The sequence below is a fragment of the Paenirhizobium cremeum genome (assembly GCF_047553425.1).
GTDB classification, from domain to species: Bacteria; Pseudomonadota; Alphaproteobacteria; order Rhizobiales; family Rhizobiaceae; genus Allorhizobium; species Allorhizobium cremeum.
Genome location: NZ_CP180217.1, coordinates 4127862 through 4154369 on the forward strand (window position 1 = coordinate 4127862; position 26508 = coordinate 4154369).

Below are 26508 nucleotides of genomic sequence, written 5' to 3' on the forward strand. Positions count from 1 at the left end.
CCCAGCTTCCGGCAAGTTCCAACCCGCCGGCGAGCCTAGACCAACTCGCGTCCGGCCATGTGGCCAGGCACCATCCAGGAGTTTTGCCATGAAGGCCGATTTCAAACTTCTCATCGACGGCAGGGATTGCGAAGGATCAACCGGACAAAGCGAAGCCGTCGTCAATCCGGCGACAGGTGAGACGGTCTGCCGTGTCGCCTATGCCTCTGAGACAGATCTCGAGGAGGCTGTCGCGATTGCAGTCCGCGGCATGCGCGACTGGCAGGCCGTCGTGCCTTGGGAGCGCGGCCGCATCCTGAAGCGGGCGGCAGAGATCTTGCGCCGCGACAGCGAAGCCGCGGCGCTCACGATGACTGTCGAGCAGGGAAAACCGCTTGCCGAGTCCCGGATCGAGGTCGAACGCTCGGCCGATTTCCTCGAATGGGGTGGTGAGCAGGCGCGCCGAATCGCCGACCGGGTCCTGGCGGGTCGCACCCCGGATAGCCGGATCGAGGTCCAGAGCCACCCGATTGGGGTTGTTGCCGCTTTTACCCCGTGGAACTTCCCGATGGCGCTCGCCGCCAAGAAGTTTGCGGGCGCGCTCGGTGCCGGCTGCGGCATCATCTGCAAGCCTTCGCAGGAGACGCCGGGCTCGGTGCTGGTGATGGCCAAGGCACTGCTTGAGGCTGGCGTCACGCCCGGCGCGCTGGCGGTCGTCTTCGGCGATGCCGGCCAGATCTCCGACTATCTCATCGCTGCTCCCGAGATTGCCAAGATCACCTTCACCGGGTCGATCCCCATCGGGAAGCGCCTGGCGGCGGCCGCTGCCTCCCGCATCAAGCCCGTCACGATGGAGCTGGGCGGACACGCGCCGGTGATCGTCTGTGCCGACGCAGACCCCGACCGGGCCGCCGAGATGCTCGTGGGCGCCAAGTTCATGAATGCGGGCCAGATCTGCCTGTGCCCCACCCGCTTCTTCGTTGAGGAACCGATTGTCGAGCGCTTCACCGCGCGCTTCGTTGAGTTGGCAAGCGCGCTGCGCCTCGGCGACGGCACCGACCCCGAGACGCAGATGGGACCCCTCGCAAATGCGCGGCGGCTCGAGGCGATCAGCGGCCTGGTCGAGAACGCCCGCATGGGCGGTGCGACGGTGCTGACCGGCGGCAAACGTCACGGCGACCGGGGCTTCTTTTACGAACCGACGGTACTCGTTGACGTACCCGACGAGGCGGCGATCCTGCACGAGGAACCGTTCGGCCCGGTAGTGCCCATCCTGCCATTCACCGACGAGGCGGACATGCTGGCCCGGGCCAACGGCCTGGAGTTCGGGCTCGCCTCCTACATCGTCACCAATGACGTCCATCGAGAGCGGCGGCTTACCGCGGCACTCGAATATGGCGTGGTCGGCGTCAACGGCATGGTCATGCACTATCCCGAAGCGCCGCTCGGCGGCTGGAAGGAGAGCGGCATCGATACCGAGGGCGGTATCGAGATCCTCGATCCGTACCTGCGCACCAAATACGTCAGCATCGCGTAGCGCGAGGGGGCCGACAATGTTCGACGATCCTTCCTCTCCGCTCTCGTTCGTTGCGGGTTCCGCGATCCTGACGAACGCGTGCGCCATCATGCAGAACGGGGCGACCGTCCGGTACAATCTCGCCATCACCCAGTGGCGCGACTTCCGGGCCTCGCTGGTCGCGCGCGACGAGCGCCTCTCGCAGCAATATATCGACACCCAGGCAGCGCTTGGGTTCGCCGAAACGCGGGTGCGTTTGCAGCTTCACGGCCTTGGCCTGCTCAACGCCGCGGTCGCCTTGTTTGCCGCGACGACAGTAATGGGCGTGAGTGGGGCGTTCCTCGTCCAGGCGCTGATCCTGTCCGCGATGCCGGTGAACGTCGTCATGCTGGTCGCCAGCGGTATAGCGCTTTTCCTTCTTCTCGCCGCGACGATCACCTTCTTCCGCGAAGGCGCATACGGCCGAGCCCTGCTCGTGCTGCATCGCGACCTGGGCGAGCCCGTCGCGGAAGAAATCGCACGGAGCACCGGCCATGCCGACTGAACCAATTCATCCACTCACGCTCATCGATTCTCCGCTGTTCGGCGCGAGCCTGGTCGATGCGGGTATGCGCGAGGTCTTCAACTTCCGGAGTTTCGTGCAACGCTGTGTCGAGTGCGAAGTCGCACTGGCCCGGGCGCAGTCTCGCCTCGGCGTCATCCCGCGGGAAGCCGCCGACGGGATCGCGGCGACCGCGCAGCGCTTCAGTTTCGACCTGGATCGACTGCGCCGCGATACCGAGATCGTCGGCTATCCGATCCTGCCGCTGGTCGAGCAGTTTGCCGAGGCCGCGGGCGAGGCCGGGCGATATCTCCATTGGGGCGCAACGACCCAGGACATTATGGACACCGCGACCATCCTGCAGGTTCGCAGTGGGATCGAGGGCATTGAGGCGGTGCTTGAGGATGCGGTCGATGCGCTTCGGCGGCTGGCAACGCAGCATCGCGACACTCCGATGGCGGGACGCACCCATCTCCAGCATGCGTTGCCCATCACCTTTGGCTACAAGGCCGCGGTCTGGCTCTCGGCGCTCGAGCGCCATCGCGAACGGCTTATGCAGCTGAAGCCCCGCGTCCTCGTCGTCGAATTCTCAGGTGCGTCTGGCACCCTGGCCTCCCTCGGCGACAGGGGGTTGTCGGTTCAGGCTGAGCTCGCCAAGGTGCTTGGCCTCGGCGTGCCAGCGATCACTTGGCATTCCTCGCGCGACGGGCTGGCGGAAGCCGTCCAGCTTCTCGGCTTAATCACCGGCAGCCTTGCCAAAATCGCCGTCGATGTCTCCATCATGATGACCACCGAGATCGGAGAGGTTGCAGAGCCGTTCGTGCGGCACCGCGGGGCGTCAAGCACGATGCCGCAGAAGCGCAATCCGATCTCCTGCGAACTCATCATCGCCGCTGCGAAGATGGTTCGCCAACATGCGGGGCTCATGCTCGACGCGATGGCGCACGATTTCGAGCGCGCCACCGGGCCGTGGCACATCGAATGGGCGGCAGTCCCCGAAAGCTTCGCGCTGACCTCAGGCGCACTCGCCCAGGCCAGTTTCCTTCTCTCGGGACTTGAAGTGCATTCCGACCGGATGCGGGACAATCTCGGCGCATCGCGCGGCCTCATCGTTGCCGAAGCGGTCATGATGGGCTTGGCGCCGATCACGGGCCGGCAGTCGGCGCATGACCTCGTATACGCCGGCTGCCGTGAGGCGAGCGAGACCGGCAAGTCGCTCTATGAGGTGCTGGCCAAGATGCCCGACGTCGCCGGACCGCTGGGGCCCGATCGGCTGCGATCACTGACGGATCCTGCCAATTATCTGGGCTCGGCGGGGGCGATGGTCGATCGCGTCCTCAACCCCGGCCACGCCTCGTCATCGTAGAAATAGGCAAGAATGGCCGAGGAACCGGCAACACCGCTCCGGATCGGTCGACCATAGTGCGCATACCCCAACACCACCAACCAACGGAGCTTTCCATGACCACCATTTCGATCGTTACCGGCGCTAATCGCGGCCTTGGCTGCAACACCGCCGTCAGCATTGCCCGCCACGGCGGCGACGTGATCTTCACCTATCGCAACGGCGCCGACCAGGCACAGGCCGTCGTCTCCGAGATCGAGGCGCTCGGCCGCAAGGCGGTCGCGATCCAACTCGACGTTTCCGACATTTCGGCATTCGCCGGCTTCGCGGAGAAGGTCCGCGAGACACTCAAGTCGTGGGGCCGCGAAACGTTCGACCATCTGGTCAACAATGCGGGTCACGGCGAGATGGCCGCCTTCACCGAGACCACCGAGGCGCAGTTCGACCATCTGTTCAACGTGCATGTGAAGGGCGTGTTCTTCCTCACTCAGGCGCTGCTTCCGCTGATGGCCGATGGCGGGCGCATCGTGAACTTCTCGTCGGGTCTGACCCGCGTGTCGTTTCCCGGCTTTTCGGCCTATTCGGCGGCCAAGGGCGCGGTCGAGATCCTGACCCTCTACATGGCGAAGGAATTCGGTGCTCGTGGCATCACCGCCAACACGATCGCGCCGGGTGCGATCGAGACCGACTTCCTCGGCGGCGCCGTCCGCGACACGCCGGCCTATAACGAGGCGTTCGCCGCGATGATCGCGCTCGGCCGCGTCGGCGTCCCCGACGATATCGGTCCGGCGGTCGCCAGCCTGCTCGGCCCGGATAACCGGTGGGTGACCGCGCAGCGCATCGAAGTGTCGGGTGGTCAGAATATCTGATCCCTGACGAGCAGCCCGGAAAATTCCACCGAACCGGGCCGGAGCGAGGCCGCCGCTCACGCGCGCGAGACGCGGCGGCCTCATTCTTTTCCACGGGAGTTGCGACCATGCCGAAGATTATCGTCCATGCCCCGGCCACCGCCTTTGACGCGACCACCCGCCAGGCGATTGCTGCGGAACTGACCGATTTTGCGCTCGATTGCGAAAAGCTGCCTAAGTCGCCCTTCGTGAAGAGCACAGTCTGGACCTATTTCAATGCCTGTAACGACGACGCCGTCTTCATGGGCGCTGCATCGGCGACGATGCCTGTTGTCAGCATCCAGATCTTTGTCATTGAAGGCGGCCTCGACGCCGACGCGAAGAAACGGCTCATCCCAGGCGTTACCGAGATCATCGGCCGCCACCTGGGCATCGCCGAGCGAGTGCCGGTCTACATCGTCATCCAGGAAATCGCCGAGGCGAACTGGGGCATCTTCGGAAGTAACCCCGATCTCGCTGCGCTCAGGGCAACACCCCTCGACGCACCATCCATCTGACTGGTCCGGCGCCCGGAAGGGGCCGCTCGCCACCAATATAGGAGGATTTAGCCATGCGTGTGGGTGTCGCCGGCATCGGCAAAATGGGCGCCGCCATCGTGGCCCGGCTGCAAGAGACGGGCAGCGACGTTGTCGTCTGGAATCGCTCCCCTGAGAAGGCGACCGCTACCGGGCTGCCGGTTGCCGATAGTCCGGAACAACTCGCCAGACAGAGCGACATTGTCCTCTCCTGCCTGTTCGACGAGGCTGCCGCGAACGCCGTCTATCATGGGGACGACGGTCTCTTGCATGGAGCCGATGGCAAGCTGTTCATCGAGATGAGTACGCTGCGCCCGGAGGTACAGCGCTCGCTTGCCAGCGCTGTCGAAAATTCTGGTGGCGCCTTTATCGAGTGCCCGGTTGGCGGCACCACGGGTCCGGCGCGGGCGGGACAACTGATCGGGCTGGCGGGCGGTGATATCGCGGATTTGGCGCGCGCCCGGCCGGTACTTGAAAAGTTGTGCCGTCGTATTGAGCATATGGGGCCGGTCGGTAGCGGCGCACTCGCCAAGCTGGCGATCAATCTCCCGCTCCTCGTTTTTTGGCAGGCCCTCGGTGAGGCTTTTGCGCTCGCAAGGCCGCTGGAAAAGGACCCAGAGTGGATGGTCCAGCTGTTCACCGAGACCGCGGGCGGAGCAAACGTGCTGAAGGTCAAGGCATCGGCAGTGGCGGCCGCGCTGGGGGGAAACCCCGATGTGGTCGCGACCTTCGATATCGACGCGATGCGCAAGGATCTTCGGATGATGCGCAGCGAGGCGGCAGCCCTTGGCGTTTCGCTGCCTCTCGCCTCCCGGGCGCTCTCCGTGTTCGATGAGGCCGCCGCGACCGGCCTCGGCTCACGCGACTGCGCTTACGCGCCTGCCTATTGGGCTTCGCGGACCGGCGACCGGATGCCACCGGACTGACCCGCATGGTCGAGGCTCATACTGGCGGTATCGGCTGATATAAGCGCGGCCTCAATTCCCTTAACGGCCACCAAGTCTAATCTGCGGACAAAGGCAGACGGCACCAGAGGCGGCCCGGGAAAACAGAAGCTTCCCGACAAAACCCCAACCTCGGCCCCACGCCGGGGCTCGACGATCTGCAACCAGGAAAGAGAAAGGCTTTTCCATGTGCCAGAACTGCAATGACCCCACCCATGTGCCCGACGTTGCGGACCGGAGCCGGCGCAACCTGATCTTGGCCGGAGCCGGTCTCGCGGCCGCGCCGTTCCTCGCCGCTCCCGCGACCGCTGCGGATGCGCAGCAGCCCAGCCCGGCGCCCACGCCCACGGGCCCCTTCGAGACCCGCGCCTATGGTGCGGCGAGCAAGACGTCTCCAGTTCGTCCGCTTTCGATCAAGCGCCGCGCGGTCGGCCCGAACGACGTGCTCATCGACGTCCATTATTGCGGCATCTGCCACTCTGACATCCACCAGGTTCGCGACGAGTGGTACGGCATCATGACGACGCAGTGGCCGAGCGTGCCCGGCCATGAGATGACCGGCGTCGTGCGTGCGGTCGGCGCGAACGTCACCCGCTTCCAGGTGGGCAATACCTGCGGCGTCGGCTGCATGGTGAATTCGTGCGGCGAGTGCGCAAACTGCAAGGCTGGTCTCGAGCAGCACTGCCTCACGCCGTCGAAGCAGGTCTTCACCTACAATTCGCCCGACCCGGTGCTCGGCGGCCATACCTATGGCGGCTGGTCTGAGCAGATCGTGGTCCCCGAGAAGTTTGTGCTCAAGGTGCCCCGGACGGTCGACCAGGCGGCGTTCGCACCGCTGCTGTGCGCCGGTGTTACCACCTTCTCGCCAATCCGGCGCTGGGACATCGAGGCAGGCACCAAGGTTGGAGTCGTCGGCCTGGGGGGCCTCGGCCATATCGCCGTCAAGCTCGCGGTGTCGCGCGGTGCGGAAGTGACCGTATTCACGACCACCCCGGCGAAGATCTCGGAGGCCAAGCGCCTTGGCGCGGCCGATGCAGTGCTGTCGACCGACGCGGCGGCGATGCAGCGGCTGGCTGGTCAACTGGACATTCTGCTGGTGACGATCCCGCAAAGCTACTCGGTCAACCCCTATCTCGGGGTGCTCAGGGTCGCCGGCACGCTCGTCAACATCGGCAACATGATGAACCTCGATGACGTCAACGGCGCAATGCTCGTGTTCGGTCGCAAGAACATCGGCTCTTCGCTGATTGGCGGCCTCGCCGAGACCCAGCAGACGATCGACTATTGCGCTGCGCGCAACATCAAGCCCGAGATCGAGCTGATCCGCCCCGACCAGATCAACGAGGCGATGGACCGCGTGAAGGACAAGTCGGTCCGCTATCGTTTCGTGATCGACCTTCGGGCCGGCCGGGCCTGATCCGGCCATGCGAACAGGCAGGGCCCCGAGTGGCCCTTGCCTGAGCCCCACATCCCGTGAAGCATCCAGCAAGTAGGAGATGAGTGATGACCAAAGTTCTGATTGTTCTTTCCGCCGCGGACAAATGGACCCGCGCTGACGGCTCCATCTACGAGTCGGGTATCTGGGCCCAGGAATTCGTCGATCTCGACGAGGCGTTTGTAAAAGCCGGCTATCAGGTCGATCTGGCGAGCCCTGGTGGTGTCGTTCCGACCATGGACAAGAAAAGCCTCGACCCCAAGATCGTGGGCAAGGAGATCGCGGGACAGATGCGAAGCTATCTCGCCCAGAATTCGGAGCGGATCGAGCACCCCCTGGTCCTCGCCGACATCGACACCGGTATCTACCACGCGGTCGTGGTGCCCGGTGGACATGGTCCTGTCGAGGATCTCTACAAGGATCCTGATATGGGCCGTGTTCTCGTAGAGGCCGACAAACAGTCCAAGGTCATCGCCGCGGTCTGCCACGGCCCGGCCGCGCTCCTCGCCGCGACGGACGCGGATGGACAATGGCCCTTCGCCGGCCGCCGGATGACCGCGCTCAGCGACGAAGAGGAGATCGAGTTCGGAACCGCCGACAACGCGCCCTGGCTGCTCGCGGACACGCTGCGCAAGAAGGGAGGCCGCTTCGAGCAAGGTCCGAACTGGGGCGTCTTCGTGGTCACGGACGGCAACCTGATGACCGGCCAGAATCCCGCCTCAAGTTCAAAGCTGGCGGAAGCCGTGATCGAAGCGCTCAACGAAGCTCATACGAGCCCATCTCGCGCTGCTTAACCGTAGCATCCGGCCCAAAGATGTCGGGAAGGAGATCTCGGCCGCTGCCGCTTCATGTTCGACTTCGCCATCTTCGCTACGCTATAGCGGCCGCAGATCATGGTAGCTTTTTGCCTTGCCGCCGGAAGCCTCGACTGCATATTGTCAGCAGCTTAGCGTAAAAAAGTACCGTCAGGAGCCTCATCTGTCCTGACGGTACTTTCAAGCCTCGCTACGACCAATATGGGCGGTACCCGTCACCGTCCGACGGTCGCGACCCTTGCCCGCCAATAGGCTTCGGCAGATGCCTGAGAAACCATCTATCCTTGTCGGCAGGTTAGATCGTGCTCTGGCGTAGTTCTGGATACGCCCGGATAGGCAAAATCATTCCCACTCGATGGTGCCCGGCGGCTTCGAGGTCACGTCGTAGACGACGCGGTTGATGCCGCGGACCTCGTTGATGATGCGGGTTGCCGCACGGCCGAGGAATTCCATGTCGTAGTGATAGAAATCCGCGGTCATGCCGTCGACGGAGGTCACGGCCCGCAGCGCGCAGACGAATTCGTAAGTTCGGCCATCGCCCATGACGCCGACGGTCTGGACCGGTAGCAGCACGGCGAAGGCCTGCCAGATCGCATCGTAGAGACCAGCCTTGCGGATCTCGTCGAGATAGATGGCGTCGGCTTCGCGCAGGATGTCGAGCTTTTCGCGGGTCACGCCGCCCGGGCACCGGATGGCAAGCCCCGGTCCCGGAAAGGGATGGCGGCCGATGAAGCTATCGGGCAGGCCGAGCTCCTTGCCGAGTACGCGGACCTCGTCCTTGAACAGTTCGCGCAACGGCTCGACCAGCTTCATGTTCATGCGCTCGGGCAGGCCCCCGACATTGTGGTGCGACTTGATCGTCACCGACGGACCGCCGGTGAAGGAAACGCTCTCGATCACATCGGGATAGAGCGTGCCCTGGCCAAGGAATTCCGCGCCGCCGAGCTTTTTGGCTTCTTCCTCGAAGGTCTCGATGAACAGGCGCCCGATGATCTTGCGCTTGGTTTCGGGGTCGCTGACACCTTCCAGTTCGCCTACGAAGCGGTCGACCGCATCGACGTGGATGAGGTGTAGGTTATAGTGTTCCTTGAACATGGCGACGACACTGGCCGCCTCGTCCTTGCGCATCAGGCCGTGGTCGACGAGGATACAGGTGAGCTGATCGCCGACGGCCTCGTGGATCAAAAGCGCGGCGACGGAAGAGTCGACGCCACCTGACAAGGCGCAGATGACGCGCTTGTCGCCGACCTGGTCGCGGATCTGCTGGACCGCCTTGGCGCGATAGGCCGACATCGTCCAGTCGCCCTTGATGCCGGCGATGTTGTGCACGAAATTGCCGATCAGCTTTGCGCCATCGGGCGTGTGAACCACTTCCGGATGGAACTGCACGGCGTAATACTTGCGCTTCTCGTCGGCGATGAAGGCGAATGGCGCGTTGGCGGAAGTGGCAACCACCTCGAAGCCCGGCGGGATCGCGGTGACGCGGTCGCCATGGGACATCCAGACCTGATGACGCGATCCGGAGGACCAGAGCCCTTCGAACAGCGCGCATTCCTTGTCGATTTCGAGGAAGGCGCGGCCAAATTCGCGGTGATGACCGCCTTCGACCTTGCCGCCGAGCTGCATGCACATCGTCTGCTGGCCGTAGCAGATGCCGAAGATCGGCAGGCCGCTGTCGAAGATCACCTGCGGCGCGCGCGGGCTTCCCTCGTCGAGGGTCGATGCCGGGCTGCCGGACAGGATGATCGCCTTGGGTTTCAGCCGGGCGAAGCCTTCCTCCGCGGACTGGAAGGGAACGATCTCGCAATAGACGCCCGCTTCGCGGACGCGCCGGGCGATGAGTTGCGTCACCTGGCTGCCGAAATCGATGATGAGAACGCTGTCGGGATGTGCTGTCTGGGTCATGGCGAGCCTTTAAAGAAAAGCGACGGTTCTTTCAATCGGAGAATTGTGCCGATTGTCCGCAATTCGGGCGCATCGGCGCTCTTTTCCATGGGTCAGAACCAGAAGACGCCATCCTCCAGCGCGTCGAACAGGCCGTCGACGGCAAGCGCCAGCTTGCGGTCCACGACGTGCAGATACTGCTTCCAGTCATCGATATGGCTAAGATCCTCGCGACCGTCGGAAATCCCTCTCAGCCCGATCAGCGGCAGGTTGAAGGCATGGCAGGCGCGAAGCACAGCAAAGGTCTCCATGTCGACCATGTCGGCCCCGATCGATTGGTAGGCCGGACCGGATACGATGTTCGCCCCGGTGGACAGGCTCGCCGTCGGAATGCCGGGGATACGCAGCGGCAGTTCGACCTCCGCCGGCAGGTCGAGAAAGGGCGTGCGGCCTTTCTCGAAACCGAGCGGGGAGGCGTCCATGTCGCGGTAGGCAACCGATGAGACCTGATAGACCTCGGTCTGCTCCAGCTTGTTGGAGCCGGCGGAGCCGAGCGAAACGATAAGATCGGGGCGTTCGTCCTCCTCCTCCAGTTTCGCCAGCGTCCGGGTCAGCGCGATCGCCGCCTCCACCGGACCGACGCCGGTCATCAGCGGATCGATGCGCGAACGCAGGAAAGGCCCGTATTCCGCATCCACCGCCATGACGAAGAGGATCGACTTGCCTGAAACCGACTTGAGTTCGAATGTCATCCGGAAATACCTTCTCGGCCCCTGACGACCATCATCGTGCTGGTCATCGAGGCTATCAGTTTGGCGGGACCGTCGCTGAGCGCGTAGCCGCGGCCGTCCGCGACGATGATCGTCGAGCCGGGCTTGGTGATCTCTCCGCGGAACAGGAAACGTTCGCCGCGTCCCGGTGACATCAGGTTCACCTTGAATTCGATGGTCAGCATGGCGGCCTCGGCATCGATCACCGTATAGGCCGCATAGTTGCACGCGCTGTCGAGCGCCGCCGAAATCACGCCAGCATGCAAGATACCGTGCTGTTGCGTCAGTTTCTCGTCGAAGGGCAACTCGATCTCGACCACACCCTGGCTGATGCGGGTGAGTTCCGCACCGAGCGTGCGCATGGCCCCCTGGCGGGCAAAGCTCTGGCTTATCCGCTCGCTCACCGCATCGCTGTTGATTTCACTCATGAGTCAGCCCCTCTCGCAGCCGCGAAATTGGCATGGCGCATGCGCTTCGGCAAGCCGCAGACCGGGCGAAATCCAAAATCAGTTCATCAGGAAGATCGACGCATTGAGCAGCGTTGCGAAGGCAACCCACAGGGCATAGGGGACGAACAGAAGGCGTGCCGGGCGATCGATCGGTTCCGCCTGTTTCATGAAGCCGAGTATAGCGAGGAACATCACGACGATGACGATCAGCGCCAGCCCCGGCGCCTGCAGGCCGAAGAAGATCGGGGACCAGGTGAAGTTGAGGATCATCTGGGCGAACCAGATCTGCATGGCGGCCGATGCCGGGGCTCGTTCCCAGATCCGCGCGCCGGCGATTGCGATCATCACGTAAAGCACGGTCCAGACCGGCGCGAAGATCCATGATGGCGGATTGAAAAAGGGCTTTGCCAGCGACTGATACCAGCCGCCCGGCACGTTGGAGAGGCCGGAAAGGACGCCGAAGCCGACCACGACGACGATGAACACCAAATGGATAAGAAATTTGCGCATGTCGAAGAAATAGGGCGGTGTTTCCCACCGCCAAGATATCAGCCGGCGATGCGCACGATATGCTGGTCCCAGGCGACCGGGCTGCGGGTTTTCTCGAAACGGCCGTCGTAGGAAGAAACGGCAAAACCGTCCCTGCCGGCGGCGATGCCTGCGGCATCCGCCACTTTGGCCTGCGATAACACCTTGCCGGTCTTTGCATCGAGCGTTACCGCAAAGCCGCCCTGGGGCGATGTCAGGCCGACCAGGCCCTTGTCGCGGTTGACGGCGATGGCCCCGACGTAATTCCCAAGCCCCGTCGTCGTCTCCTCGGGAAGATCGATGAAGGAGATATCCTCCCCACGGGCGAAATGGCCGACGAGCGGCGGCAGGTCGTTGCGCGGGCCTTCGTATTGGCAGGCGAACCAGATACGCCCGTCCGCCGCAATGTCGAGATGGCGGGTGGAGAGCTGGCGGAGCCTATCCGGCATTGCATGCTTCTCGATGAGTTCGCCGGTTTTCGCATCCGCGATGACCAGCGACGGCTCCATGTGATCGAGATTGAGTTTGGTGCGGCCGAAATCGGGATGGGTTTCGATGCCGCCATTGGCGATGAGGAGAAACCGGCCGTCGTCGCTGACCGTCATGTCATGGGTGCCGATGCCGTGTGCGGGAAATTCTCCGATGCGGCGGAAACCGGCGCGGGCATCGTAGACGCCGATCATGCCGCGATTGGCGTCGAAATCGTTCTCGCTGGCATAAAGCAGGCGGCCATCCGGGGAAAAGCTGCCGTGCCCGAAGAAATGTCGGTTCTCCGGCGCGGAGATGACGACGGGTTCGGCGCGCCTCAGGCTGTCGAAGATGACGGCGAAGGTGCCGGGGCGTCGCGCAAACGCGACGGTCAGGCCCGTTTCGGCATTGTGGCCGAGACCATGGATGCGATCCGGCAGCCGGATCTCGTCGATGAAGGTGCCGTCTTCGCTGACGAGGCCAATGCCGTAGTGGCCATCCGGAGCCCGAAATCCGGAAGCGAAGACGGCATCCGTTCGCTCCAGCGCAAAGGCCGCGCGTGGCGTCAGCGATTGCAGGAAGGCAATGCCGGCGGCCCTGACGAAGAAACGTCGGTCGATCAGCGCGCTCCGGGCCATTTCAGTCCCCGTCGGAGAAGGAAAAGCCCGCGCCGAGCCCAATCGCGCCGCCATAGTCGTTGTTGAGGCGAAGAATGAGATCCTTGCCGTTCAGCAGCAGGAAGTCGAGTTTCGCACGCTCGGCAAGATCGGTGACCGCGACCTCGACGTCGGGATTGATGTTCATCGCCACGCGTTCAAGCGACTTGGCGACGAAATCGATCGACGAAACGGTGGAGCGGACGTCCTCGTTCAGTAGCTCGACCATATCGGAGCTGTCGAGCAGCGTCCGGATGCCGTCGACATTGTCGGCAATCGATTTGAAGGTGTTTTGCGAGCGCCAGTAGATCGCCTGTTTCGGGAAGGTATTGTTCGCTTCGCCCTTGTAGAAGGTTTCGAGACGCTGGTCGCGCACGGTTTCGGCGCCATGCACCAGAATGCCGAGAAGGGCGGTGATCGCCTCCCTGCCGTCGCGGAAGACCGGCTTATCGGGACCCGGATGCTTCCACGCATCCTGAATGCCGTCCGGCTTGTCCCAGATGTCGACGAGTTCGCCGCCGAGCCGTTCGACATTGCCGGCGATTGCCGCGCCATAACGGCAGCGGAAGCCGTCCTTCTCGGTCGTAAGAATCTCCGAGCCGGTGCCATAGAGCACGAATTCCAGCGCCCCCAGCCCCTGCATGGCGACGCTCTTGTCCTTCAGCGTGTCGACGCTGGTTGCCGTTTCGTCAGGCTTCGCGAGAACCGCCTGCACCTGCTTCAGGCCGGTGCTCTTGCGGTCGGGATAAAACAGGATGCGCTCGAAGCGGTTTTCCTCGATCACCGGGCCGACGCGCACGATCTCGATATGAGACCAGGCCGAGACCGTTTCGCCAAAGGTGGCCTTGGCGGCTTCGAGGTTTTGCTGCGAAGGCGCGGAGCAGAGCGTTTGCATGCTGGCGCCCAACGCATCGGCATGGTCGCGGAAATTGCGGTAGCCGGGCCGGATGAAGCCGTCGACGGCCTTTTCCAGCACCGTGGCAATGGCCTCCTCATGCAGTCGCGGCGCGGCAAGCGCCGCGTCCTGCGCCAGGGCGGGTGTCACGAACAACGCAGCGAGGAGAAGAAGGACATTCCGCTTCATAGGGACTCCAGAAAGGTGACGAGCGCCTTGCGTTCTTCGGGTGTCAGGCTGGCAAAACGATCGCGGGCAGGCTCTGCCTCTCCCCCATGCCAGAGGATCGCTTCCGTGAGGTTGCGGGCCCGCCCGTCATGCAGGAAGAAGGTATGGCCGTTCACCGCCTCGGTCAGGCCGATACCCCAGAGAGGAGGTGTCCGCCATTCCCGGCCGGAGGCATCGCCGACCTGCTGGCCATCCGCCAGACCATCGCCCATATCATGAAGCAGAAAGTCCGAATAGGGCCATATCAGCTGGAACGACTGCGCTTTGTTCGCAGCGTCCCGGCGGGTCACGTATTTCGGCGTGTGGCAGGAGGTGCAGCCAGCCCCGTAAAACAGCGACTTGCCCTTGAGCACGGCGGCATCGCCGACATTGCGGCGCGCCGGCACGGCGAGATTTTCCGAATAGAAGGTCACGAGGTCGAGCACCGGGTCCGGCGCTTCCGTATCGCCAAGCCGCGCCTGCACGCCGTTCGGCATGGAGCGGCATTTTTCCTGCGCTTCGGTGCAGTCCCCATAGTGGCGGGGCGCATCGGGCGTCGAAATGCCGATATCGCCGGCAAAGGCGCTCGAACTCTGGTCGCGAACCGAGGCGTTCTGCGCCTTCCAGCCGAAGCGGCCGAGCGTCATCTCGCCGGTCCGGTGATCGCGGGCGCGTGCGGCGCGGCCGGAAATGCCGTCGCCATCGCTGTCGTCGGGATCGGCCTTCGCCAGGATGTCGGCATCGGCGATGGCCTCGATCAGACCGAGACCCGGCATCTGGTTGGCGATGCGGGGGGAAAGGGTTGTATCGGCTTCGAGCGGCCCGTAGTTCAGGTCCGCAATGCGGTAGGCGGGCCTGCGCAGCATCACGGTCTCGCCGCCGGCAAGCGTCACCGGCGCTTCCGTGTATGTGATGACCATCCGGCCCTCGGCGGCAATGCCGGGCACGGCCATGTCCTGCAGTTGCGCGCCGTAGGTTGTGTCGGGAAAATTGACCACCTTGAGATCGGCAACCGCCTGGCGCTCGTCTTCGGTGCGTGCAGGACGGGCAAGTCGCAGGAACATCGATGTCGCGTCGGCATTGCCTTCCGGCGGCCGGCCGCGCCCATCCTTCAGATGGCAGTTCTGGCAGGCGCGGGCGTTGAACAGCGGGCCGAGCCCATCGGAAGCCTGCGTGGACGAGGGGGATGAAACCCAGAACTTGCGAAACAGCGCATTGCCGAGTTTGAAGGTCTCTTCCTCGGCGAAGGTGATGTTTGCGGAAGAATGCGAGAAGGCGTCGCCATTGATCGGCTGGGTCGAGGTGCCGGCCCCGCCCTGCATCGGCTCGAACTGTTCCGGCATGGAGAAGTCGGTGGTCGGTTCGGTGACCTTGAGAACCCGTTTCAGGTCCTTGGCCGAAAGGTCGGTTCGTTGCGGGGACGCTTCCTCGCCGGTCACCGGGGCGGTGAGCACAATCGCGCAGAAGCCTGTGAGCAGGGCGCGCGTCATGGCGCGAAGCAAGGAACCGGGCATCGGCAATGTGACCGGGCCACCGGATGCTGTCCGATGGCCCGCCTTTGTCTTATTGGAACACGGCGTTAGGATTATCGAGGCTGTCGGAACCTTCAAGCTCAACTGTGCCAAGATCCAGCGACGTAATGACGCGCTCGATGGTCTTCGTCTGGTCGATCAGGCCATCGATGGCGGCCTGTACGGTGGCGTTGCCTTCCGCATTGCCTTCGCCGATCATCTGGTCATAGGCTTCGACGGTTTCGGCGCGCTTGGCCATGGCGTTCATCGCGTCGAGCGTCTTGGTAAGCTTCGCCTTCATTTCCGTATCGAGCGCCGGATCCTTGGCGGCGACGAGTTCCGAAAGCGACGGACCTGTCATCTTGGTGCCGTTGGCGCGGATGTATTCGCCGGTATAGGCGGATGCGATGCCGATCGCATCGTTGAGATGCGAGTTGTGCGTGTTGTCCGAGAAGCAATCATGTTCTTCCTCCGGATCGTGCAGCAGCACGCCGAGCTTCATGCGCTCGCCGGCAAGCTCGCCGTAGGAGAGGGAGCCCATGCCGGTCAGGATGGCGGTGATGCCGGCCTTTGGATCGGCTTCCACATGCTTGGTGGCCTCGCCGTCCGGCGCCCATGCGGTCACCATATCCTGCAGGTCTGAGACGAGCAGGGTGGAGGCGGCCTTGAGATAGGCGGCGCGGCGATCGCAATTGCCGCCGGTGCAGTTCTTGGTGTCGTAGTCCGTGTAGGGGCGGTTGCCGGCGCCGGGACCCGTACCGTTCAGGTCTTGGCCCCAGAGCAGGAATTCGATGGCGTGATAGCCGGTCGCGACGTTGGCTTCGATCTCGCCTGCTTCATGCAGCGTCTCGGAGAGGAGTTCGGGCGTGATATTGGTCGCGTCGACGTCCTTGCCGCCGATCTTGATGTGCTTGTTGGCGATCACGTTGGCGACGTAGAGCGAGTTTTCATCGCTTTCGGTGCCATAGGCAGCGTCGACATAGTCGATCAGGCCTTCGTCCAGCGGCCAGGCGTTGACCTTGCCTTCCCAGTCATCGACGATTGGATTGCCGAAGCGGTAGACTTCCGACTGCTGGTAGGGAACGCGGGCCTTGATCCAGGCGGCGCGGGCCGCCTTCAGCGTGTCTTCGCTCGGCGTGGCGATAAGGGCGTCGATGGCCGTATCCAGCGCCTTCGCGGTGGTGAGCGAATCCTCGTATTTCGCATGCGCCAGTTCGGCATAATGCTTCAGAACGGCGGCTTCGTCGGTCGCGGCGGCTGCCGGGCCGGCGACGAAGGCTGCCGAGGCAACCAGCAGCGCAAGCGAAGCGCCGATCACAGTTTTCCGGGTCATGGTCTCTCCTTTGACGCTTCGGCGCCAATCCCTTGAAACGAACGAGCCTGTCTTGGCGGAAAAATAAACTGGTGTCAAATAGTCCAGAAACGGCGAAAGGCCCTGCTCTTGACGTTCGTCAACACCGTTGGTCCGCAAGGGCGCTTCGTCAGGGTTTTCGGATCATCCGGCAGAAGAAGAAGCCGTCGGTATCCGTCGAGGCGGGGCTGAGCGTAATGGTCCGCCCGTTAGCGGAAAGCGGACGGGGCGCCGCGGCGCCAAACAGCTTGTCCCAGGTTTCGAGCGCGGGCGCGATCTCGAATTCCGGATTGTTTTCGCAGAAGGTGGCGACCTGCGCGTCGTTTTCCTCAGGCAGCAGCGAGCAGGTCACATAGATGAGCTGGCCGCCGGGGCGGACATAATCCGCCGCCTCGGTCAGCGCTTCCTGCTGCTGGCTGACGCGCTCCTGCAGATTGCGCGCCGTCAGACGCCATTTGGTGTCGGGTCGTCTGCGCCATGTGCCGGTGCCGGTGCAGGGCGCATCGACGAGAACCTTGTCGAAGCGGCCCTTGAGGCCGCCGAGCGCCTTCAGGCTGTCATGAACCTGAACGTTATGGGTGCCGGCGCGCTTCAGCCGTTCGATGATCGGCGCGAGACGCTTGCGGTCGGCATCATAGGCGTGGACCTGACCCTTGTTGTGCATGGCCGCCGCCATGGCGAGCGTCTTGCCGCCACCGCCGGCGCAGAAGTCGAGCACCTGATCTCCCTCGCGGGGATCGACGAGATCGGCAACGATCTGGGAACCCTCGTCCTGCACTTCGAACCAGCCCTTCTGGAAGCTGAGTTCGGCCGTGACATTGGGAAGTCTCGACGGTCCCTCGCCGGCCGCGACCCTCATGCCGAAGCGTGCGATTGCCGCGGCCTGCGCGCCTGCACGGTCGAGCGCCTTGAGCGCCTTCTCGCGGGTGGATTTCAGGGTGTTGACGCGCAGATCGAGTGTCGGCCGCTCGGCAAGCGCCTTTGCTTCCGCAAGCCAGCCTTCGCCGAAGGCCTTCTCGAAGGAGGGTTCAACCCAATCCGGAATGTCGCCCTGTATATGGAGTGGGGCGTCTTCCAGTCTGCGGCTGGAAAAGGCGGACAGATGGTCCGCCGTCAAAGGCTGGGGAGCGAAGTTGTCGCCGTCGAATTCGGCGGCCAAGGCTTCTGCGGTATAGCCCCACTGACGCAGCAGCACCGACCACCCGAGTGCCGCGGCACTGTTGTCGTCCATCAGCCAGGCATGGGAAAGTTTCATGCGCAGGGCGTCATAGACGATGTTGCCGATGGCGGCGCGGTCGCCCGATCCGGCGAAACGATGGGCGAGCCCCCAGTCCTTCAACGCATCCGCAACCGGACGGCGGCGCGTTTCAATATCGTTCAGAACCTCGATCGCACCGGCAAGTCGGCCGCCCAGACGCATATTCATTCTCCTGCATTCGAAGAGAGCGTGGTAGCGGCGAATGCAGGCAAGAGCAAGCGTCCAGCCTCAGAAGCGGCGTAAGGGCGCCCCTTCGCGTAAATCGGCCAATCAGCCGATGACTTCGTAACAGACCTTGCCGTGGCCGGAACTGATCATGCCAATGTTCTGGGCTGCAGCCTTGGAGAGGTCGAGCACCCGGCCGCGGATGAACGGGCCGCGATCGTTGATGCGCACGACGACACTCTTGCCGTTCCTGGCGTTGGTGACCTTCAGCTTGGTGCCGAAGCGCAGCGACTTGTGGGCCGCAGTCAGATTCGACGGGTTCATACGTTCACCGGAAGCAGTCTTGGATCTGAGTGCATACCAGGATGCGCCACCGCATGAAGAGGCCGCATGAGCCGAGAGCGGGGCGAAAGCCGTGAGCGCGACAATCATTGCCGAGGTGAAGGTAGAGCGCCGGATCTTCGTCAATTTGCATTTCCCTTGTTGTTGAACTCCGCAAAGTTTTTTGCGTGGCGGGGCTTAAGCATGGGAAAAAATGGCAAAAACGTGCCTCATGTCGATCACGTAACATTACAGACTGTAACATTCGTGATTACGCAACTCGAATCGTCGAATTAACGGTTTATAAATAATCCAGAAAAAATCGTTTATTTACAGGCGATAAATGGAATGGAATTTCAGGTGAATCCCAAAATGAAGCGATCACGAAGAAAATCGCGCAAAAAAAATCCGCCACGCCATATTTGCCGCCCTAATTATGGTGATTCAGGGGCGAGCGTCTCTATCGACACTCTCTCAGCGTGTGCTCAACCGGGGTAAACGAGGCCCGCAGCCTATTTGTTCCAGCGGTTTTCGGACCACATCTCGGCGAGCGATATCCGGTAATCCGGGTATTGGAACCGGAAGCCGAGTGAGCGGATACGGGCGTTGGAAACCCGTTTGTTCTCGCCGTAGAATGACCGCGCCATCGGCGTCAGTTCCGCTGTCTCGAAAGGCTGCTCGGCCGGCGGCTCCACGCCCATCAACCTCGCCGCCTCGGAAACGACATCCTGCGGGGGGCAGGGCTCGCTGTCGGTGACATTATATATGCCGCCAATACGTCGCTCGCCGAGGAATGCCGCAGCCGCCGCGATGTCTTCCACCCGGATGCGGTTGAACACCTGGTCCTTCTTTATAAGGCGGCGGGCGGTGCCATTGGCGAGATTGACGAAGGCGTTGCGGCCCGGGCCGTAGATGCCGGAAAGCCGGAGAATGGCGAGCGGCAGGCCGGAGGCCTTGGCCAGCGACTGCCAGGCCTGTTCCGCCTCCACCCGTTCGACGGAACGCTGTGACACGGGCTTGGCTGGCGTTTCTTCGTCCACCCAGGCGCCGCCATGGTCGCCATAGACGCCGACGGTGGAAAGATATGAGATCCATTCCAGCGATGGCATGGCTTCGGAAAGCGAGGTGTTGCCCAGCAGCCGGAGAAGCGGATCGCCGTCACGGCCCGGCGCGATCGACTGAACCAGATGGGTGACCTTGGCGAATTCGCTCCTCAACTCGTCAGTCAGCGTCGTGCCGTCGAAGAGAAGGGGGCGGATGCCGGATGCGGAAAGTGCCGCTGCCTTTTCAGGGCTGCGGGTGGTGCCGGAGACCTCATGGCCTTGGGACGCCGCGAGCGCGCCGATTGCCTTGCCGGAATAGCCCGCGCCGAAGATCATCATATGCATCGTCATTGTCCCTCAATTCCATTCCTGCCGCACGTCTGCGTCTTCTTCTATATGCAGCCGCGTTTCCCGCAGCATCTTGAACGTCTCCGTCGGCAGCAGGCGTGAAAGCGCCCAGACTGCCATTCCGCGCACCTCCGCCGCCTCGTCGTCCATGAGGGTAAAGCAGATGTCGGCGAATTCCGCGCTGCCGGAGTTGCCGGCAGCGATCAGACAGTTACGGATGAAGCGGTTGCGGCCGATGCGCTTCACCGGCGAGCCGCTGAAGAAGGTGCGGAACGTGGCGTCATCGAGAGAGAGGAGGAAGCGCAGTTCTGGCTCCAGGAGATCTTCGCGCGCCTTCAGCTTCATCTCGCTCGCTTCCTGGGCGAACTTGTTCCACGGGCAGGCGGCGAGACAGTCGTCGCAACCATAGATCCGGTTGCCGAAGGCCGGTCGCAATTCCTTCGCTATGACGCCCTTGTGCTCGATGGTGAGATAGGAAATGCAGCGCCGTGCATCGATCTGGTAGGGTGCCGGAAAGGCATCTGTCGGGCAGGAGTCAAGGCAGGCGCGGCAGGAGCCGCAGCGATCGATCTCGGGCGTGTCGATATCGAGTTCGGCGGTGGTGAACAGGCTTCCGAGGAAAAGCCAGGAGCCGAATTCGCGGCTGACCAGATTGGTGTGCTTGCCCTGCCAGCCGAGCCCGGCTGCCGCTGCCAGCGGCTTTTCCATCACGGGCGCGGTATCGACGAAGACCTTCACGTCAGCGCCGGCCCGCGCCGCAAAGCGCGTGGCAACCTCCTTCAGTCTGCCTTTCATCACATCATGGTAATCGCGGTTGCGCGCATAGACTGAAATGGCGCCCTTGTCCGGTTTGGCCTGCAAGGCGCGGGGGTCCTCGTCCGGCCCGTAATTCAGCCCGAACATCACGACTGAGCGGACCTCGCTCCACAATATACGGGGATCGGCGCGCCGCGCCTGCGTTTCCGCTATCCAGGCCATGGTGCCATGTCGGCCCGCAGCGATGAAGGCGGCGAGTCGTTCCGGCGCTTCCGGTATCGAATCGGGCGGGGTGATGCGGCAGACGGAAAACCCCTGCGCTGCCGCCTCGCTCTTCAGGAATGCCGTCAGGCCGGCGCGCCGCCTGTAATTCCGCTCGTCGGGTGCAGGCGCAGCCATGCCGGCCTCGTCAGAAATCGAGGTCCGCGTAATGCGAGACCGGGGTGAGGCCGCGCACCCGCTCGGCCAGCAGCGGACGGAAGGATGGGCGCGATTTCAGGCGCTGATACCATTCCTTGGCGATCGGGAATTCTGACCACTCTATTTCACCCAGATAGTCGAGCACCGAGATCGCCGATGCGGCGGCAAGGTCGGCATAGCTCAGCCGGTCACCGGCAAGCCATGTGCGGGAGCCCGCGAGCCAGCTCAGATATTTCATGTGCTGGCGGATATTGGTGCGCGCGGTCCGCAGGATCTTGGAGTCCGGTGCGCCGCCGCCGAGCCCGTTCGGGATCAGCAGCTTGTGAACCCGCTCGCGCACCAGCGGCTTGGTGACGTCATGCTCCATCTTCTGGAGGAACCATTCCGTCAGCCGGCGGATTTCTGCCCTCTGGAAAGGGTCTTCGGCCAGCAGCCGGCGGTCACGTTTCAGCACGCCATGGGTTTCGTCCAGGAATTCGCTGATGACGGTCGCTCCGCAGAGCGTACGCATGTTGTCGTCGACATAAACCGGCAGAGTGCCGGCAGGATTGAGAGAAAGAAATTCCCGCCGCTTCTCCCAGGTCTGTTCCTCCACCAGGTCCACCTGGAAGCCGTATTCGGACAGCACCAGCCGGATGAACCGGGACGCGGTGGACATGGGATGATGATACAACGTCGGCATTGCTACTCGAATTCTATGGCTGTTGGATTCCGGCATGACGCGTATAGCGGCTGGTCATGACCACGGCTTCCAAGCTATATGAGCTTGGTTCGCGCAATACAAGCAAATCGCTCTCTTGTCCCTCCCCCTCAAGGAATCACCATGGAAGATCAATCCATTCTCAGCGCGCTTTTCCTTGGCCTGATTGAAGGCCTCACGGAGTTCATCCCGGTTTCCTCCACCGCGCATGTGCTGCTCGCAGGCCATTTCCTTGGCTTTAAATCGCCGGGAAACACCTTTGCCGTGCTGATCCAGCTCGGCGCCATCCTCGCCATCCTGAGCGTCTATTTCCGCAAGCTTTTCCTGATCGCCATCGGCCTGCCGTCGGACCCTTCCAGCCGCCGTTTCGTCCTGTCGATCCTGGTCGCCTTCCTCCCGGCGGCGGTGATCGGCGCGTTGGCCCACGATTTCATCAAGTCGGTGTTGTTCGAGACCCCTGCACTGATGTGCGTCACCCTGATCCTCGGCGGGATCGTGCTGCTGTGGGTCGACCGTATGCATTTCACGCCCAGGTACAAGAACGCACTGACCTATCCCCTGCCGCTCGCATTCAAGATCGGTCTCTGCCAGTGTGTGGCGATGATCCCGGGTGTTTCCCGGTCGGGCGCGACCATCGTCGGTTCGCTGCTGCTTGGCGCCGACAAGCGCTCCGCTGCGGAATTTTCCTTCTTCTTGGCCATGCCGACCATGGTCGGCGCCTTCACGCTGGATCTCTACAAGAACAGGAATTCGCTGAGCTTCGACGACGGCGCGATCATCGCGATCGGCTTTATTGCGGCATTCGTTTCGGCTCTGCTGGTGGTCCGTGCTTTGCTCGATTTCGTATCGAGGCGGGGTTATGCGCCGTTCGCATGGTGGCGTATCGCCGTCGGCGGCATCGGGCTGGTGGCCCTGGCGCTCGGTTACTGACCGGGCGGTTCTCCAAACAGCAAAGGCCGGGCAAATGTCCGGCCTTTTTCATAGGGAATATGAAGAAGCAGGCTTACTGGGTTACGGCGATGGAGCCGGTGCTGCAGGGGTCGACGCCGTAGGCAGGAGCGCAGTTGCCCTTGCGGGCAGCTACCGTCGAAGGTGCCACAAAAGATCCGGCGAGGATCACCAGTGCCGCACACGCAAAAAACAGTGCGATAGACTTACCCATGAAGAGGCCTCTTGAGAATGATGCTGTGATTCGTCGCCGATCAGGTTGCAAGGCGAGAACAGGTGGACTGTTTACGCATTGCCGATACGCTCATCAATAGAAGATCTTGCTGAATTCCCGGTTAACGCAGCTATTTTACCGCTGCGTCTTTTGTGCAACGCTGGGATGGGCAAAATTGCCCGTGGCTGCTCTCAGGCAGCCTTTCCGGCACCGTTGAACTGGCCGTGGGGACGGTAGCGCACGAGGTAGGTCGGCAGGATCGAGGTCAGCGCCACGGGGTTGATTCCCATGCCTTCGAGAGTACGGCCCTCGGCCTTGGCGGCGTCGGAAACCACATTGTCCACCTTCAGGAGCTTGACCTGGTCGCTGGTGAGCGCCGGCTTGACGAAAGGGATCGAGGACGAGATGGAGCCGATCAGCGAGGCAACGGCAAAGGGCATCGGGATGAAGGGACGCTTGCGGTCGATGACCTCAAGGATGGTCTCGAGACACTGGCGGAAGGTCAGCACATCCTTGCCGCCGAGTTCGTAGATCTTGCCGCGAGCGAGCTTGCCGTCCACGGAGCGGGCGATCGCCTCGGCGACGTCTTCCACATGAACGGGCTGGAATCGCGTCTTGCCGCCGCCGATCAGCGGCAGGAAAGGCAGACGCTGGGCCATGCCGGCGAACTTGTTGAAGAAGCCGTCTTCCTGTCCGAAGATGATGGAAGGGCGCATGATGACGGCATCGGGCAGGATCGAGAAGATCGCGGCTTCAGCCTTGCCCTTGGTGGAGGCATATGACGACGGCGAGTTGGCATCGGCCCCGATGGCCGAAACATGGGTGAGCTTGGCTCCGGCGGCGCGGGCGGCCTCCGCCACGGCGCGGGCACCGAATTCCTGGACGGCGTCGAAGCTGTTGCGGCCGCTTTCGAACAGGATGCCGACGCAGTTCACCACATAATCGGCGCCCTGAACCGCAGCGTCGATGGAAGCGCGATAGCGAAGGTTTGCCTGGGTGAAAGAAATCTGCCCGACATTGCCGAGCGGCTGCAGGTGGAAGGCGAGGTCCGGACGGCGCACCGCAACCCGGATACGGTAGCCGCGACGCGCCAGAGCCCTGACGACATGCCTCCCGACGAAGCCCGATCCCCCAAACACGGTGACGAGCGGCGGCAGGTTGGACAGGGTCATGATGGGCTCCATGAAAAGGCTGGCGCGGAATGCGTTGTGGTCTTTGCGTCTCTTAGCCGAATCCCTTTGTCAGCGAAAGGGCCAACCTCCGCCATTGCATGCTTCCGATGGTCTCATGCGCCTTCTACGACGACCATCTCCGCATCGGCCACTTCCTGGCGGATCTTGGCGGCGATCTGGTATTCCGGCGAGTTGTAGCAGTCGACGGCAGCCTGGTGGGACGGAAACTCGATCACCACGTTGCGGGCGCGGGCCTTGCCCTCGAGTTCCGTGAACGCACCGCCCCGGGCGAGGAACTTCGCGCCGTATTTCTCGAACGCGGGCTTGGCGGCGGCGACATAATCCTTGTAACGCTCGGGATCACGAATATCGACACGGGCGATCCAGTAACCTTTGGGCATTTTCTCTCTCCCTGCTTGCGCCTTTCGCGCGATGATCTCGTTGATGTGATGCGTCTTCCCGTCCGACGCGCCTCAGGCGAGGGCCGCGCCCATTTCGGCGAGGATCGCACGGGCCGCTTCCTTGGGGTCGGGCGCTTTCACGATCGGTCGGGCGACGACGAGATGGCTGGAGCCCGCCTTCAAAGCATCGGAAGGCGTCATCACCCGCTTCTGGTCGCCCTTGTCGGCGCCGGCCGGCCGGATGCCCGGGGTCACCAGCGCCATGTCCGGGCCGATGATCTTGCGCACCGCTGCGGCTTCTTCCGCCGAGCAGACGATACCGCCCATGCCGGCGATGCGCGCCTGTTCGGCGCGCTTCAGGACCAGCGTGTGGGGATCGTATTCGTAGCCGGCGTCGATCAGGTCCTGCTCGTCCATGGAGGTGAGCACGGTCACGCCGAGCAGGCAGAGGCCGGAGCCCTTGGCCGCCTCGACCGCTGCCCGCATTGCCTTCGGATAGGCGTGCAGCGTCAGCATCGACATGCCCATCTTCGCGATGTTCTCGACGCCTGAGGCAACCGTGTTGTCGATGTCGAGAAGCTTCATGTCGAGAAAGATCTTCTTGCCGCTGGCGGCAAGATCGCGGGCGAATTCAAGACCGCCTGCGAAGGCGAGCTGATAGCCGATCTTGTAGAAGAGGATGTCGTTCGCCAGCTTGTCGACGATAACCTCGGCCTCGCGGAGCGTCGGTACATCCAGTCCGACGATCAGGCGTTCACGTGCGCTCAATGGTCCACTCCCTGCCAGTTTTCCATGGGCGTCCAGTCGCATGTGACGCGCCGATCCGCAAGGGAGAAGGCGAAAAGATTGCCGCCGCCGCCCGGCTGGTCCCGGTTGCGGGCGATGGGAAGGCCGGCAAGATGGCATTTCAGGAGAGTTCCGACGCCGCCGTGGCCGACGAAGGCGATCGGACTTGAGAGGCCGTGCCTGTCAAGCGCGGTTTCGACGGCGCTCACGATCCGCCGTTGCGCATCCACTGCCTTTTCCCAGCCGCGAAAGCTCTCGCCGGGGTGTGCGAAAAACCAGTCGGCGGCCTTCTCGAATTCCTCGGGCGGCAGGAAGCCGGTGGCTGATCGGTCGTTTTCATGCATCGCTTCCACCGTTTCATAACCGATGCCTGTGGCCTCGGCCAGGATCGCGGCCGTTTCCATGGCCTTCACCTCGGCACTTGAAACGATGCGTCTCAGCTGGCGTACCCACGGGAGGGCCGAGGCGGCTCGCGCTCGCTGCGCTCCGATATCGGAAAGCCCCCACTGCGGAACGGGAACATCAGGATCGATCCGGACCTGCGGATGGGTGATGTAGAGACCGAACATCGCCGGTTATGCCCGGCGATAGACCCAGAGCTGGGCCGGCGGGATATTGCGGACGATGAAGTCGTAATGCTGAATGTGATAGCGATGGGGACGTGCGATGATCGGTGAGACCGGACCGTAGGAGATCTGCATGACGGGTCGGCCGGCGGGAATGCGGTCGAGCAGGTCTTCGAGCATGCTGATGCGCGCTTCCATGGGGAAATTGAGAAGCGGAACTGCTGAGACGACGGAATCGAATTTCTGTTCCGACAGTGCGCCGAGCGTCTTGCCGAGGTTGAAGGCATCGCCATGAATGAAGCGGACCTTGGGGTAGGTCCGCGTCAGATGCTGGAAGAAATCCTCGGAATATTCGACAGAAACGATATCCTCGGGCTTCACGCCCCGGGCGAGGATCGCCTTGGTGATGACGCCCGTGCCGGGTCCGAGCTCCAGCACCGGCAGGCCGGAGTGGACAGTATCGACAACGCTGGCCATGCGCCGCGCCGTGATCGACGAGGTGGGGGCGATGGCTCCGACCGTTTTCGGGCCCTGCATCATGCCCTTGAAGAACCGGATTTCGTCGTCGAACTTCTTCTCGAACCGCTCTTTCAAGCGCAATGCCATTGCCACGCCTCCATGCCCAGCTTCAACCGCGGTTCATCCGCAGGCCGAATGTTGGATCAATGTGTCGCAAAAACAAGGCTTTTTGGC

General features: G+C 62.9%; 28 protein-coding genes. 9 read left to right on the top strand and 19 right to left on the bottom strand.

The genetic code is table 11. The features are described 5' to 3' along the window. Nucleotides 1–88: 88 nt before the first annotated feature. From ACLBKR_RS19950 to ACLBKR_RS19985, 8 genes are all read left to right on the top strand, one after another. The gene (locus tag ACLBKR_RS19950; RefSeq protein WP_113457246.1) at nt 89–1516 is read left to right on the top strand and encodes an NAD-dependent succinate-semialdehyde dehydrogenase; all 1428 of its coding nucleotides are present in this window, start codon (nt 89–91) and stop codon (nt 1514–1516) included. Nucleotides 1517–1532: 16 nt separating this feature from the next. Further along, a complete protein-coding gene (locus ACLBKR_RS19955) occupies nt 1533–2039 on the top strand; it encodes a hypothetical protein (RefSeq protein ID WP_113447007.1) in 507 nt (168 codons plus the stop codon). Continuing rightward, on the top strand, nt 2029–3402 hold the full coding sequence (locus tag ACLBKR_RS19960) for an adenylosuccinate lyase family protein (protein ID WP_112827617.1): 1374 nt from the start codon (nt 2029–2031) through the stop codon (nt 3400–3402). The genes ACLBKR_RS19955 and ACLBKR_RS19960 overlap by 11 nt, the downstream gene beginning before the upstream one ends. Before the next feature lie 95 nt (nt 3403–3497). Continuing rightward, a complete protein-coding gene (locus ACLBKR_RS19965) occupies nt 3498–4250 on the top strand; it encodes an SDR family oxidoreductase (RefSeq protein WP_112827618.1) in 753 nt (250 codons plus the stop codon). Between the two features lie 107 nt (nt 4251–4357). Continuing rightward, a complete protein-coding gene (locus ACLBKR_RS19970; RefSeq protein WP_113338449.1) occupies nt 4358–4786 on the top strand; it encodes a tautomerase family protein in 429 nt (142 codons plus the stop codon). Between the two features lie 53 nt (nt 4787–4839). After that, a complete protein-coding gene (locus ACLBKR_RS19975) occupies nt 4840–5730 on the top strand; it encodes an NAD(P)-dependent oxidoreductase (RefSeq protein ID WP_113447006.1) in 891 nt (296 codons plus the stop codon). 205 nt (nt 5731–5935) lie between these two features. Continuing rightward, entirely contained in the window at nt 5936–7165 is a 1230-nt protein-coding gene (locus tag ACLBKR_RS19980; RefSeq protein WP_414900131.1) for an NAD(P)-dependent alcohol dehydrogenase, read from the top strand. 86 nt (nt 7166–7251) lie between these two features. After that, nucleotides 7252–7977, top strand: coding sequence for a type 1 glutamine amidotransferase domain-containing protein (locus tag ACLBKR_RS19985; protein ID WP_113447004.1), 726 nt, complete (start codon nt 7252–7254; stop codon nt 7975–7977). Nucleotides 7978–8340: 363 nt separating this feature from the next. Here the strand turns inward: ACLBKR_RS19985 and guaA are convergent, their stop codons facing one another. The 13 genes from guaA to ACLBKR_RS20050 all read right to left on the bottom strand — a co-directional run bounded on the left by guaA (nt 8341) and on the right by ACLBKR_RS20050 (nt 21710). After that, a complete protein-coding gene (guaA, locus tag ACLBKR_RS19990; protein ID WP_112827623.1) occupies nt 8341–9903 on the bottom strand; it encodes a glutamine-hydrolyzing GMP synthase in 1563 nt (520 codons plus the stop codon). Between the two features lie 92 nt (nt 9904–9995). Next, on the bottom strand, nt 9996–10634 hold the full coding sequence (locus ACLBKR_RS19995) for a 5'-methylthioadenosine/S-adenosylhomocysteine nucleosidase (protein ID WP_113447003.1): 639 nt from the start codon (nt 10632–10634) through the stop codon (nt 9996–9998). After that, complete coding sequence (locus ACLBKR_RS20000; RefSeq protein ID WP_112827625.1) at nt 10631–11080, bottom strand: PaaI family thioesterase; 450 nt, start codon at nt 11078–11080, stop codon at nt 10631–10633. The genes ACLBKR_RS19995 and ACLBKR_RS20000 overlap by 4 nt, the downstream gene beginning before the upstream one ends. A 78-nt stretch (nt 11081–11158) precedes the next feature. After that, nucleotides 11159–11611, bottom strand: coding sequence for a TspO/MBR family protein (locus ACLBKR_RS20005; protein WP_113447002.1), 453 nt, complete (start codon nt 11609–11611; stop codon nt 11159–11161). Nucleotides 11612–11649: 38 nt separating this feature from the next. After that, nucleotides 11650–12735 (bottom strand): DUF1513 domain-containing protein, encoded by a 1086-nt coding sequence (locus ACLBKR_RS20010; protein WP_113447001.1) that lies wholly within the window; start codon nt 12733–12735, stop codon nt 11650–11652. 1 nt (nt 12736) lies between these two features. Further along, nucleotides 12737–13837, bottom strand: a complete 1101-nt coding sequence (locus ACLBKR_RS20015) for an imelysin family protein (RefSeq protein WP_414900135.1) — start codon at nt 13835–13837, stop codon at nt 12737–12739. After that, the gene (locus ACLBKR_RS20020; RefSeq protein WP_414900137.1) at nt 13834–15369 is read right to left on the bottom strand and encodes a di-heme oxidoredictase family protein; all 1536 of its coding nucleotides are present in this window, start codon (nt 15367–15369) and stop codon (nt 13834–13836) included. The genes ACLBKR_RS20015 and ACLBKR_RS20020 overlap by 4 nt, the downstream gene beginning before the upstream one ends. Nucleotides 15370–15418: 49 nt before the next feature. Beyond that, nucleotides 15419–16699 carry an imelysin family protein gene (locus ACLBKR_RS20025; protein WP_113446999.1) on the bottom strand — a complete coding sequence of 427 codons (1281 nt, stop codon included), beginning with the start codon at nt 16697–16699 and terminating at the stop codon, nt 15419–15421. 148 nt (nt 16700–16847) lie between these two features. Next, a complete protein-coding gene (locus tag ACLBKR_RS20030; protein WP_113446998.1) occupies nt 16848–18137 on the bottom strand; it encodes an RsmB/NOP family class I SAM-dependent RNA methyltransferase in 1290 nt (429 codons plus the stop codon). Between the two features lie 108 nt (nt 18138–18245). Beyond that, nucleotides 18246–18608: a septal ring lytic transglycosylase RlpA family protein gene (locus ACLBKR_RS20035; protein ID WP_113446997.1), complete on the bottom strand. Its 363-nt coding sequence runs from the start codon at nt 18606–18608 to the stop codon at nt 18246–18248. A 365-nt stretch (nt 18609–18973) separates the two neighbouring features. Further along, complete coding sequence (locus ACLBKR_RS20040; protein WP_113447121.1) at nt 18974–19849, bottom strand: SDR family oxidoreductase; 876 nt, start codon at nt 19847–19849, stop codon at nt 18974–18976. A gap of 12 nt (nt 19850–19861) precedes the next feature. Beyond that, nucleotides 19862–21007, bottom strand: coding sequence for a tRNA epoxyqueuosine(34) reductase QueG (gene queG, locus ACLBKR_RS20045; RefSeq protein WP_113446996.1), 1146 nt, complete (start codon nt 21005–21007; stop codon nt 19862–19864). A gap of 10 nt (nt 21008–21017) precedes the next feature. Beyond that, entirely contained in the window at nt 21018–21710 is a 693-nt protein-coding gene (locus tag ACLBKR_RS20050) for a glutathione S-transferase family protein (protein WP_112827633.1), read from the bottom strand. A 141-nt stretch (nt 21711–21851) separates the two neighbouring features. Between ACLBKR_RS20050 and ACLBKR_RS20055 the strand changes: the two genes are divergently transcribed. Further along, nucleotides 21852–22658 (top strand): undecaprenyl-diphosphate phosphatase, encoded by an 807-nt coding sequence (locus ACLBKR_RS20055; RefSeq protein WP_112827634.1) that lies wholly within the window; start codon nt 21852–21854, stop codon nt 22656–22658. 73 nt (nt 22659–22731) lie between these two features. Here the strand turns inward: ACLBKR_RS20055 and ACLBKR_RS20060 are convergent, their stop codons facing one another. The 6 genes from ACLBKR_RS20060 to pmtA form a co-directional block, all read right to left on the bottom strand. Beyond that, on the bottom strand, nt 22732–22890 hold the full coding sequence (locus ACLBKR_RS20060) for a hypothetical protein (protein WP_244711053.1): 159 nt from the start codon (nt 22888–22890) through the stop codon (nt 22732–22734). Nucleotides 22891–23081: 191 nt separating this feature from the next. Continuing rightward, nucleotides 23082–24062: a complex I NDUFA9 subunit family protein gene (locus ACLBKR_RS20065; RefSeq protein ID WP_112827833.1), complete on the bottom strand. Its 981-nt coding sequence runs from the start codon at nt 24060–24062 to the stop codon at nt 23082–23084. Between the two features lie 113 nt (nt 24063–24175). Next, nucleotides 24176–24463 carry a DUF1330 domain-containing protein gene (locus ACLBKR_RS20070; protein WP_112827635.1) on the bottom strand — a complete coding sequence of 96 codons (288 nt, stop codon included), beginning with the start codon at nt 24461–24463 and terminating at the stop codon, nt 24176–24178. Between the two features lie 72 nt (nt 24464–24535). Further along, complete coding sequence (gene pyrF, locus ACLBKR_RS20075) at nt 24536–25231, bottom strand: orotidine-5'-phosphate decarboxylase (RefSeq protein WP_162757793.1); 696 nt, start codon at nt 25229–25231, stop codon at nt 24536–24538. Continuing rightward, nucleotides 25228–25818: a histidine phosphatase family protein gene (locus tag ACLBKR_RS20080; protein WP_113446994.1), complete on the bottom strand. Its 591-nt coding sequence runs from the start codon at nt 25816–25818 to the stop codon at nt 25228–25230. The genes pyrF and ACLBKR_RS20080 overlap by 4 nt, the downstream gene beginning before the upstream one ends. 6 nt (nt 25819–25824) lie before the next feature. Then, entirely contained in the window at nt 25825–26421 is a 597-nt protein-coding gene (pmtA, locus tag ACLBKR_RS20085; protein ID WP_113338436.1) for a phospholipid N-methyltransferase PmtA, read from the bottom strand. Nucleotides 26422–26508: the final 87 nt, after the last annotated feature.

What these genes read in the sequence shown, in the direction of transcription:
- ACLBKR_RS19950 (WP_113457246.1), top strand. Translation starts at nt 89, where the DNA reads ATGAAGGCCGATTTCAAACTTCTCATCGACGGCAGGGATTGCGAAGGA.
- ACLBKR_RS19955 (WP_113447007.1), top strand. Translation starts at nt 1,533, where the DNA reads ATGTTCGACGATCCTTCCTCTCCGCTCTCGTTCGTTGCGGGTTCCGCG.
- ACLBKR_RS19960 (WP_112827617.1), top strand. Translation starts at nt 2,029, where the DNA reads ATGCCGACTGAACCAATTCATCCACTCACGCTCATCGATTCTCCGCTG.
- ACLBKR_RS19965 (WP_112827618.1), top strand. Translation starts at nt 3,498, where the DNA reads ATGACCACCATTTCGATCGTTACCGGCGCTAATCGCGGCCTTGGCTGC.
- ACLBKR_RS19970 (WP_113338449.1), top strand. Translation starts at nt 4,358, where the DNA reads ATGCCGAAGATTATCGTCCATGCCCCGGCCACCGCCTTTGACGCGACC.
- ACLBKR_RS19975 (WP_113447006.1), top strand. Translation starts at nt 4,840, where the DNA reads ATGCGTGTGGGTGTCGCCGGCATCGGCAAAATGGGCGCCGCCATCGTG.
- ACLBKR_RS19980 (WP_414900131.1), top strand. Translation starts at nt 5,936, where the DNA reads ATGTGCCAGAACTGCAATGACCCCACCCATGTGCCCGACGTTGCGGAC.
- ACLBKR_RS19985 (WP_113447004.1), top strand. Translation starts at nt 7,252, where the DNA reads ATGACCAAAGTTCTGATTGTTCTTTCCGCCGCGGACAAATGGACCCGC.
- guaA (WP_112827623.1), bottom strand. Translation starts at nt 9,903, where the DNA reads ATGACCCAGACAGCACATCCCGACAGCGTTCTCATCATCGATTTCGGC.
- ACLBKR_RS19995 (WP_113447003.1), bottom strand. Translation starts at nt 10,634, where the DNA reads ATGACATTCGAACTCAAGTCGGTTTCAGGCAAGTCGATCCTCTTCGTC.
- ACLBKR_RS20000 (WP_112827625.1), bottom strand. Translation starts at nt 11,080, where the DNA reads ATGAGTGAAATCAACAGCGATGCGGTGAGCGAGCGGATAAGCCAGAGC.
- ACLBKR_RS20005 (WP_113447002.1), bottom strand. Translation starts at nt 11,611, where the DNA reads ATGCGCAAATTTCTTATCCATTTGGTGTTCATCGTCGTCGTGGTCGGC.
- ACLBKR_RS20010 (WP_113447001.1), bottom strand. Translation starts at nt 12,735, where the DNA reads ATGGCCCGGAGCGCGCTGATCGACCGACGTTTCTTCGTCAGGGCCGCC.
- ACLBKR_RS20015 (WP_414900135.1), bottom strand. Translation starts at nt 13,837, where the DNA reads ATGAAGCGGAATGTCCTTCTTCTCCTCGCTGCGTTGTTCGTGACACCC.
- ACLBKR_RS20020 (WP_414900137.1), bottom strand. Translation starts at nt 15,369, where the DNA reads ATGCCCGGTTCCTTGCTTCGCGCCATGACGCGCGCCCTGCTCACAGGC.
- ACLBKR_RS20025 (WP_113446999.1), bottom strand. Translation starts at nt 16,699, where the DNA reads ATGACCCGGAAAACTGTGATCGGCGCTTCGCTTGCGCTGCTGGTTGCC.
- ACLBKR_RS20030 (WP_113446998.1), bottom strand. Translation starts at nt 18,137, where the DNA reads ATGCGTCTGGGCGGCCGACTTGCCGGTGCGATCGAGGTTCTGAACGAT.
- ACLBKR_RS20040 (WP_113447121.1), bottom strand. Translation starts at nt 19,849, where the DNA reads ATGCATATGATGATCTTCGGCGCGGGCTATTCCGGCAAGGCAATCGGC.
- queG (WP_113446996.1), bottom strand. Translation starts at nt 21,007, where the DNA reads ATGGCTGCGCCTGCACCCGACGAGCGGAATTACAGGCGGCGCGCCGGC.
- ACLBKR_RS20050 (WP_112827633.1), bottom strand. Translation starts at nt 21,710, where the DNA reads ATGCCGACGTTGTATCATCATCCCATGTCCACCGCGTCCCGGTTCATC.
- ACLBKR_RS20055 (WP_112827634.1), top strand. Translation starts at nt 21,852, where the DNA reads ATGGAAGATCAATCCATTCTCAGCGCGCTTTTCCTTGGCCTGATTGAA.
- ACLBKR_RS20060 (WP_244711053.1), bottom strand. Translation starts at nt 22,890, where the DNA reads ATGGGTAAGTCTATCGCACTGTTTTTTGCGTGTGCGGCACTGGTGATC.
- ACLBKR_RS20065 (WP_112827833.1), bottom strand. Translation starts at nt 24,062, where the DNA reads ATGACCCTGTCCAACCTGCCGCCGCTCGTCACCGTGTTTGGGGGATCG.
- ACLBKR_RS20070 (WP_112827635.1), bottom strand. Translation starts at nt 24,463, where the DNA reads ATGCCCAAAGGTTACTGGATCGCCCGTGTCGATATTCGTGATCCCGAG.
- ACLBKR_RS20080 (WP_113446994.1), bottom strand. Translation starts at nt 25,818, where the DNA reads ATGTTCGGTCTCTACATCACCCATCCGCAGGTCCGGATCGATCCTGAT.
- pmtA (WP_113338436.1), bottom strand. Translation starts at nt 26,421, where the DNA reads ATGGCATTGCGCTTGAAAGAGCGGTTCGAGAAGAAGTTCGACGACGAA.